The organism is Sedimentibacter sp. B4 (genome assembly GCF_000309315.1).
GTDB lineage: Bacteria > Bacillota > Clostridia > Tissierellales > Sedimentibacteraceae > Sedimentibacter > Sedimentibacter saalensis.
The window spans coordinates 1-7,343 of sequence record NZ_CANG01000935.1; the positions used below are offsets into that span (position 1 = coordinate 1).

General features: G+C 35.9%; 9 protein-coding genes, 1 tRNA gene and 1 riboswitch. Of the genes, 4 read left to right on the forward strand and 6 right to left on the reverse strand.

The features are described from left to right. The 4 genes from BN358_RS16650 to BN358_RS16665 form a co-directional block, all read left to right on the forward strand. Positions 1-360 (forward strand): biotin/lipoyl-containing protein (locus BN358_RS16650; RefSeq protein WP_019229673.1); only part of this gene is annotated, 360 nt, incomplete at its 5' end. Positions 361-505: 145 nt separating this feature from the next. Next, positions 506-1,402, forward strand: a complete 897-nt coding sequence (locus BN358_RS16655; protein WP_019229674.1) for a DNA-processing protein DprA — start codon at positions 506-508, stop codon at positions 1,400-1,402. A 37-nt stretch (positions 1,403-1,439) separates the two neighbouring features. After that, positions 1,440-1,524 (forward strand) — tRNA-Leu (locus BN358_RS16660). A 222-nt stretch (positions 1,525-1,746) separates the two neighbouring features. Then, positions 1,747-1,833, forward strand: a riboswitch (cyclic di-GMP riboswitch). Between the two features lie 70 nt (positions 1,834-1,903). Further along, the gene (locus BN358_RS16665; protein WP_019229675.1) at positions 1,904-2,800 is read left to right on the forward strand and encodes a transglutaminase family protein; all 897 of its coding nucleotides are present in this window, start codon (positions 1,904-1,906) and stop codon (positions 2,798-2,800) included. Between the two features lie 137 nt (positions 2,801-2,937). Here BN358_RS16665 and BN358_RS16670 read toward each other — a convergent pair whose 3' ends face one another. Genes BN358_RS16670 through BN358_RS16695 form a run of 6 tightly spaced genes read right to left on the reverse strand, consistent with a single transcriptional unit; the run spans position 2,938 to position 6,921 of the window. Then, positions 2,938-4,002, reverse strand: coding sequence for a type IV pilus twitching motility protein PilT (locus BN358_RS16670; protein ID WP_019229676.1), 1,065 nt, complete (start codon positions 4,000-4,002; stop codon positions 2,938-2,940). Beyond that, positions 3,999-4,532, reverse strand: coding sequence for a hypothetical protein (locus tag BN358_RS16675; RefSeq protein ID WP_019229677.1), 534 nt, complete (start codon positions 4,530-4,532; stop codon positions 3,999-4,001). Before BN358_RS16675 ends, BN358_RS16670 begins: the two co-directional genes overlap by 4 nt. Then, positions 4,532-5,032 carry a hypothetical protein gene (locus BN358_RS16680; RefSeq protein ID WP_019229678.1) on the reverse strand — a complete coding sequence of 167 codons (501 nt, stop codon included), beginning with the start codon at positions 5,030-5,032 and terminating at the stop codon, positions 4,532-4,534. Before BN358_RS16680 ends, BN358_RS16675 begins: the two co-directional genes overlap by 1 nt. Positions 5,033-5,043: 11 nt before the next feature. Continuing rightward, entirely contained in the window at positions 5,044-5,529 is a 486-nt protein-coding gene (locus BN358_RS16685) for a DUF4860 domain-containing protein (protein ID WP_019229679.1), read from the reverse strand. Between the two features lie 19 nt (positions 5,530-5,548). Continuing rightward, positions 5,549-5,845, reverse strand: a complete 297-nt coding sequence (locus BN358_RS16690) for a hypothetical protein (protein ID WP_019229680.1) — start codon at positions 5,843-5,845, stop codon at positions 5,549-5,551. A gap of 17 nt (positions 5,846-5,862) precedes the next feature. Next, positions 5,863-6,921, reverse strand: coding sequence for a type II secretion system F family protein (locus tag BN358_RS16695; protein ID WP_019229681.1), 1,059 nt, complete (start codon positions 6,919-6,921; stop codon positions 5,863-5,865). Between the last annotated feature and the right edge of the window lie 422 nt (positions 6,922-7,343).

Consider the following 7,343-nt stretch of genomic DNA (forward strand, 5'->3'; position numbering starts at 1 on the left):
GCAGGACATGGTGGTTTCACATATGCTCCCGTACAACAATCACAAGCAGTACAGGCAACAGCCGCACCAGCAGCATCTGTACCGGCTCCAAAATCGCCGGAACCAAAGCCGGCACCAGCTCCCAAGACACCTGAATCACCTGTTTCAGGAGAGCTTTTGACAGCTCCTATGCCTGGTACAATTCTTGATATAAAGGTTACAGAAGGTCAGGCTGTAAAGGCAGGAGAACTTATTCTGATACTTGAAGCAATGAAAATGGAAAATGAAATTGTGTCTCCAAAGGATGGAGTTGTTAATAAAATCCATACTTCCAAGTCTTCAACAGTGAGCACGGGAGAGCCTTTAGTAACAATTGGATAAATAATTAAATTTTCTTAACTCTTCTTCCATAAAGAAGAGTTTTTTTTTGTTGAATATTGTGTTAAAATGTAGAAACGTATATAATGGTAACTTACTGGGAGAAGAAACAAACTTCCGATTTAAACTAATCACAAGGGGATCAAAGATGATAAGCAACGAAGATATAGTAAGGCTGCAGCTCGTTAATGGTTTAGGCAGAAAGACTATAAGCAAAATCCTGAAATTCATGGAAGCAAAGAAAGTTAATTTGACAAACTTTTCTGAAGTTGAAAAATTCATAAAAGACATGGGAATAAAAAAAATCAATATTGATTTGGAAAAAGTGGAAAGTGATGCTTCTGCTATATTTGAATGCTGCAAAAAAGCAAATATAAAAATCATTAGCATTTATGACAAGGAATATCCCAGAAAACTTCAACTGATTGAAGATAAACCATTAATTCTTTATGTGGACGGAAATGTTGAATTGCTCAATCATGACTACAATATAGCAATAGTAGGAACAAGGACTCCTTCTCAGGAAGGGTATGAAATAAGCTCCATATTTGCTGAAAAACTTGCAGAAGAAAAATGCTGCGTTGTAAGCGGATTTGCTTCAGGATGTGATGAAGCGGCACACAACGGCTGCCTTGCAGCAAAGGGCAGGACTATAGCCGTTATTCCTGCAGGTCATTTATATATTTTGAAAAACAACAAATCCATGTACAACATGATATTGATGAATGGCGGAACCATTGTGTCAGAACTTCCTCCAAATGCAAAAGCAGAAAAAAATGCATTCATAGACAGAAACAGAGTCATTGCTGCATTGTCTGAAGGAATCATAGTAATAGAGGGAGGACTTAAGGGAGGAACATCCCATACAGTGAAGTTCGCAAATGCATTCAACAAGCCTGTAGCATATACCACAAGCGTGTGCTCATGCATAGGACAAACCTCAATTTTTAACAATAACATCGAAGTAATAGACAGTTTTGAAAAACTTGTAAAATTCAAAAATAAATCTTGTAAAATAATGCTTGACAAAGCATGCTCACAGTAGTATAATCAATTTTGTTGTTGAGCAAACAACTGGTTGCGCGGATGTGGCGGAACTGGCAGACGCACTAGACTTAGGATCTAGCGCCTCACGGCGTGGGGGTTCGAACCCTCTCATCCGCACCAATTATGCGGTTCACCGCAATAAAGAAACCTCGTTTGAAACGAGTTTTTTTTATTGCCTGAAATAATGATTTATTAAGGAGAAACTATTAAAACTAAGAATTTTTCATTCTCAAAAATACAGAAATTAAGAAATACATATATTGATTGAAAATTGTAAGAACTGATATGTCAAAATTGGAAATATTTTGTTGACAATTATTATCCCAAGTGATATGATGAGCTTAATTAAATAGGCAAAATTTTCTAAAGAAAATGGCGCAAAGCTATAGGGTCTAACCCATGAAAATGGTATGACAGCCAGTTGCTGTACTCAGGTACATTTACTTAGTCTATTGCTTCGCATCATTGCGAATTTTTTTTATTTGCGGGGGACAAGCATATGAAAAAGTTAAAAAATATGAAATGCACAAAAAGAACCTTATTTATCCTGTTAATAATGCTGTTGTTGACTTCTTCAGCTTTTTGCTTCGGTGCAGACGGCATTTATAAAAGCACAAAATCAGAAATAGATGCTTCAGCTGCTCAAGAAGGTTATATTAAAGTTAAATATTTAAATCCTACGAATAAAAAGCTGAAGGTAATAATAGAAAAGGGCAAAGGAAAGTACACATACGACTTAAACGGAGAAGGAAACTACGACACCTATCCTCTTCAAATGGGAGATGGTACATACAGTGTGAAGGTTTTTGAAAATATAAGCGGAACGAAGTATGCTGCAAAACAGACCGTTTCAATTGAAGTAAAACTCAAGGACAAGAATTTGCCATTTCTTATGCCAAACCAGCTTGTGAACTTCACAAGAGAATCAGCAGCTGCAAAGAAGGCTGCTGAGCTTACAAAGGACTCAACAACAGATTTTGAAAAGCTGGATGCAATTTATGATTATGTTATTTCAAACATAGCATATGACAATGAAAAGGCTAAGACAGTTAAAAGCGGATATCTTCCAAATGTAGATGATATACTAACAAGCAACAAGGGAATATGCTTTGATTATGCTTCACTTATGGCGTCGATGCTTCGCTCTGAAGGAATACCGGCAAAACTGGTTACAGGATATTCTTCAAACTTAAGCGCATTCCATGCATGGAATGAAGTTTACACTGAAGAAACCGGATGGATAGTATTGAATGAAATGTATTTTGACGGTGAACAATGGAAGCTCATGGACAGCACAATAGCTTCATCAGCAAAACAATCCAACAGCCCGAGAGTGATGGAATATACAAATAAACTCATAGACAGCAAGTATTATACAAAACAATTTGAATATTAAAAAACCCCATTTAGGGTCAGAATAATGACAAACTTTTTTTCTCCAAATTGTAAGGGCGGATATTGTGTCCGCCCTTATTATTAAAAAAGAAATTTTAAATTAATAAAACCCCGAAAGGGGTTTTATTTTACCTTTAATTATTGCTTGTTGAGAAGCTTCAGCATAAGGTCAGGGTCTATGGAATGAAGCACAGCATTTTCCTTTGAGATTATTCCATTTTTGTATAACTCATAAATGCTTGTGTCCATGGATTTCATTCCCTTTCCTTCCGAGGAATAAATGACGCTGTTAAGCTGGTGGACCTTTGATTCTCTTATGAGGTTTGATACTGCATTTGTTGCAAGCATAACTTCAAAGGCAGCAGCTCTTCCACGTACAGGAGACGGAATCAAGTGCTGTGATATAACTGCCTGAAGCTGCATTGAAAGCTGAATTCTCACTTGCTGCTGCTGATTTGAAGGAAATACATCTATTATTCTGTCAATGGTGTTTGCAGCTCCCGTAGTGTGAAGTGTGGATAGAACCAGGTGCCCTGTTTCGGCAGCTGTCAGGGCTATTTCTATGGTTTCTAAATCTCTCATTTCTCCAATGAGCATTACATCCGGAGCCTGCCTCAACGAAGAGCGAAGTGAAGAAATATAGCTTTTGGAATCTGTTGATATTTCTCTCTGGCTCACAATTGATCTTTTGTGTTTGTGAATATATTCTATAGGATCTTCAAATGTCATGATGTGGCAGTTGCGTTCAGTGTTTATTTTGTCTATGAGGCAAGCAAGAGTTGTAGATTTTCCGCTTCCAGCAGGGCCTGTTATTAAAATAAGACCTTTTGTCTTGGAGTGAAGATTCATAACAACATCAGGAATTCCAAGCTTGACAGGATCCGGCAGCTCAAACAGCACAACCCTTATGACTGCAGCAAATGAATTTCTTTGCTTGTACGCACTAACTCTGAAGCGTCCAAGCTTCGGAAGAGAAAAAGAAAAGTCTACATCTCCTTCTGTTGACAGCTCATCAAGACTTTCCTGATTAGCAACCTTAAATATGTCATATATTATTCCATAAGTGTCATCGGCCGAAAGCTGAATGTCGTCATAAGACACAATGTCACCCATTATTTTAAAAGACAATGGCCTTCCGGCAATGATGAAAATATCGGATGCTTTTTTTTCTATAGCTAATTGAAATATATCAATGGTTTTCATTTAATTTCGATTCCTTCCCATAAATCATAATTTTCTTCTTCATAAACAGGCAGCTCTATGTTTGCAAGATTCCATGATGTGATTTTGTAATAAGGATCATTGTTTTTTTTGTCATAAAAAACTTCTAGACCAACGCTTATCTTTTGGTTCATTTCTCCTGAAGATTCATAATAAACAGTGAATTTTCCTTCTTCATAAACATAATCAACATCTTCAAATTCAGAAAGTTTTTTTGAAAGTGCGTCAAAGTATAGTTTGTCTTTGTCTGCTGCAGAATCTGCACTTATGTTTTCTTTTGCTTCCATCATTGCACTGTAAATATCTGAAAGAATTCTTTCTGCTTTGCTGCTTGTTTTATAATAATCTGATGATATTTTCTCGGTTTTAACTGCAAGTTTTAAATCAGAATGAGCAGTTGTAAATGAAAGGGTGGCAAAAATTGTGAGGCTTAAAACTACAAATATGGTGATGATTAAAGTTCCGCCCATTCCGACGGAAACATTGGATAATCTTTTGCTGTGGGTTTCCATCACTGCCTCCCTGATTCATGGGTTTGAAAAAACTTGCCGGTTTCAATAGAATAAACGGGACTTGTCAATTTGCCCTTGTCTACAAAGGGGTAGGGCTTTGATTTCTCTGCGGTTATTTTTATATCCATAAATTCACCATATTCCTTTTCATCAAGTGAGATAACAGTATTCAATATGTATTCCTGTTCTTCTTCGCTACAAGGATTCCAAGCCTTGTCGTAATAATTGGTGTAAATATCTGAACTTCCATCTTTAGCTTTTTTTTCATAGTTTTTTGCCAGGAATAAGACTGCCTGGTCTAAAGTATCGGCAGATCTAATCATTTCAGCATCCGACTGAACAAGCCATGAAGCAGCAACCTTGTCGTTAGTTTTTTCCTGCGTGTATTTTGCATAGGCAAAACAGTTAAGCATTATGACTCCAGCTATGGCAAAAATCAAGACTGACAAAATGATTTCCACAAGAGAAACTTCGAGATTGATGGACAATTTATTTTTCAATTGATCACCACCTAATTGTTTGAGTATAAGTTCAAAACCAGTTCTGAACTGTCAGCGCTGCTGCTTACAGCGAACTTATACAGATTATCCTTTATTTTAGTAATTTCAAGACTGTCACAATCAACAATCTTCATGCCTTCTTCGGGCAGAAATGTAGCGTTTTCGTCTGCGAACATCTCATAAATTGCATTGTCATAAAAATAAATCCATGTTTCATAATTTTCATCATCATAAGTTTCGTTTATTACAACAGCGTTATTGTTTTCATAATTTCTTATTTCAACAGTTCCTTGTTTGTCTGACTGACGAATTTTATTAGCTATGTAAGAAAGTGAAACCCGTATTTCATAATTGCTGTCTCTGTCCTCGTTGATGTTTGCATATATGTTTTTGCCTAAAACAATAATCATCACTGATAATATTACAATGATGAGAAAAAGTAGCATAATAAATACAAATTGAAAAGAAAACTGTTTTGAAAAGTTTTTTGAGTTCATAACAATCCTTTCACGATGATTATTTGTTGAAAACTTCAATTTCAGGCATGATGTTTGAAGCAAATACATTGTAACTTATTACGTATTTGTCGTGGTTCACAACCAACCCGTAATTTTCCTCCAGATATTCAATGTCGGGAGGATAGAAGCCTTCAATGGCGTAGCATTGTACTGCGCTTCTTGCAATGGCATCGGTGAGTATTTCATACATTTCATTATCACTGCCTTTTTGAGCGTTGTCTACAGACATGTATAAGAAAGCTGCAAAAATGAATACAATGGCAACAGATAATATTTTAAGCTTTAATTTTCTCACAGTATCATTCCTTTCTGCTATCCTATTGATGACATTATGTTCATCAAAGGGAGCATTACAGATATGAGGATAAAACCTATAACAACGCACAAAATTCCAACAAGCACCGGTTCAATCAGTGCAACTGAATTGCTTATTGCCTGATCTGCCTCGTTTTCATAAATATTTGTCAGCTTTTTCATCACAATGTCCATTTCGCCGGTGCGCTGACCCATGTTGAGCATCTGTATGTGCATGCTTGAAAACATAGAAAGCCCTGACAATGAATCAAGAAAATTTTCTCCCGAATTCATGGAAGTTTTGCATTCTTCAATTTTGTTTTTAAGTTCAGGCTCTTCGGTTACATCAAGGAGAATATCCATTGATGAATCTATATTCATACCGCTTGATAGAAGAAGAGACATGCTGGAAGCAAATCTGTACGCAGTGACTTTCTTCATTATTGACTTTGTAGGACCAAAAGAACTTAAAAATTTATTGAAGGACTTTTTGCCCCCTTTTGTCTTTGTAAGAACAAATATTGCTGCAATGAGCATAAGCACTGCAATTGTCGCAGCCATTGTGAATTTGCCTGCCATTATACCTGTAGAAAATGATATTAAAGCTGATGACTCTCCTGGCAGCTCTCCTCCAAGCTCCTTAATCATTCCTTCAAAAATAGGGAAGATCTTAGTTACAAGCAATATTATCACAAAAGACATCATAACAAAAAGCATGGACGGATAAAATACAGAGTTCCTGATTTTGGCCTTTATGAAATCTTCTCTGTCATAATATTCAGACAATGAAGTCATTACATCTTCTAGCCTGCCAGTTACACTTCCTATTTGACTCATGCTTATTATATATGTAGGAAAGTATTCTGAGTTTTCCATTGCTTTGTATAATGGTACCTTGTTTGAAAGTTCATCCAGAACAACACCAAGCGCATTTTTAACGTTACTTTCCTCTATATCGTTGTACATCCATTCAATACCATCAGAAATAAGCATGCCTGATTTCAATACCATTGCTACCTGCATGCAGAAAAACGACAGCTCAGATGAAGTCAATTGCTTTTTCTCTTTATTTTTCAAAACAGCACCCCCTGCTTGTAAACGGTTCTTTTGAATAATTATATTATATATACATTCAAAATTCAACAAAATAATACATTTATTTACATATTAAACTAAATTATATATTGTTTATCTTCCTATATTTAAAGCATAATAGATAACGTAAAGCAATTTTAAAAAATGAGACTAAAAATTGAAATAGGGGATTGACAAAGAGACATAAGTAAGCTAGAATATAAAAGCACTTCGGGTTCAGTAGAAAACAATCAATAAAAAAACCGAAAAAGAAGTGAAAAACCAGTTGACTTTATCACTGGGTTGTGGTAAACTAACAAAGCTGTTGAACACCGCAGCAAAACTAAATAATAGATAGTTTTGAAAAGAAGAAAAAACTTCTTGACAAAGAAAAGCTGATGTGATAAACTATCAAAGCTGTCTTC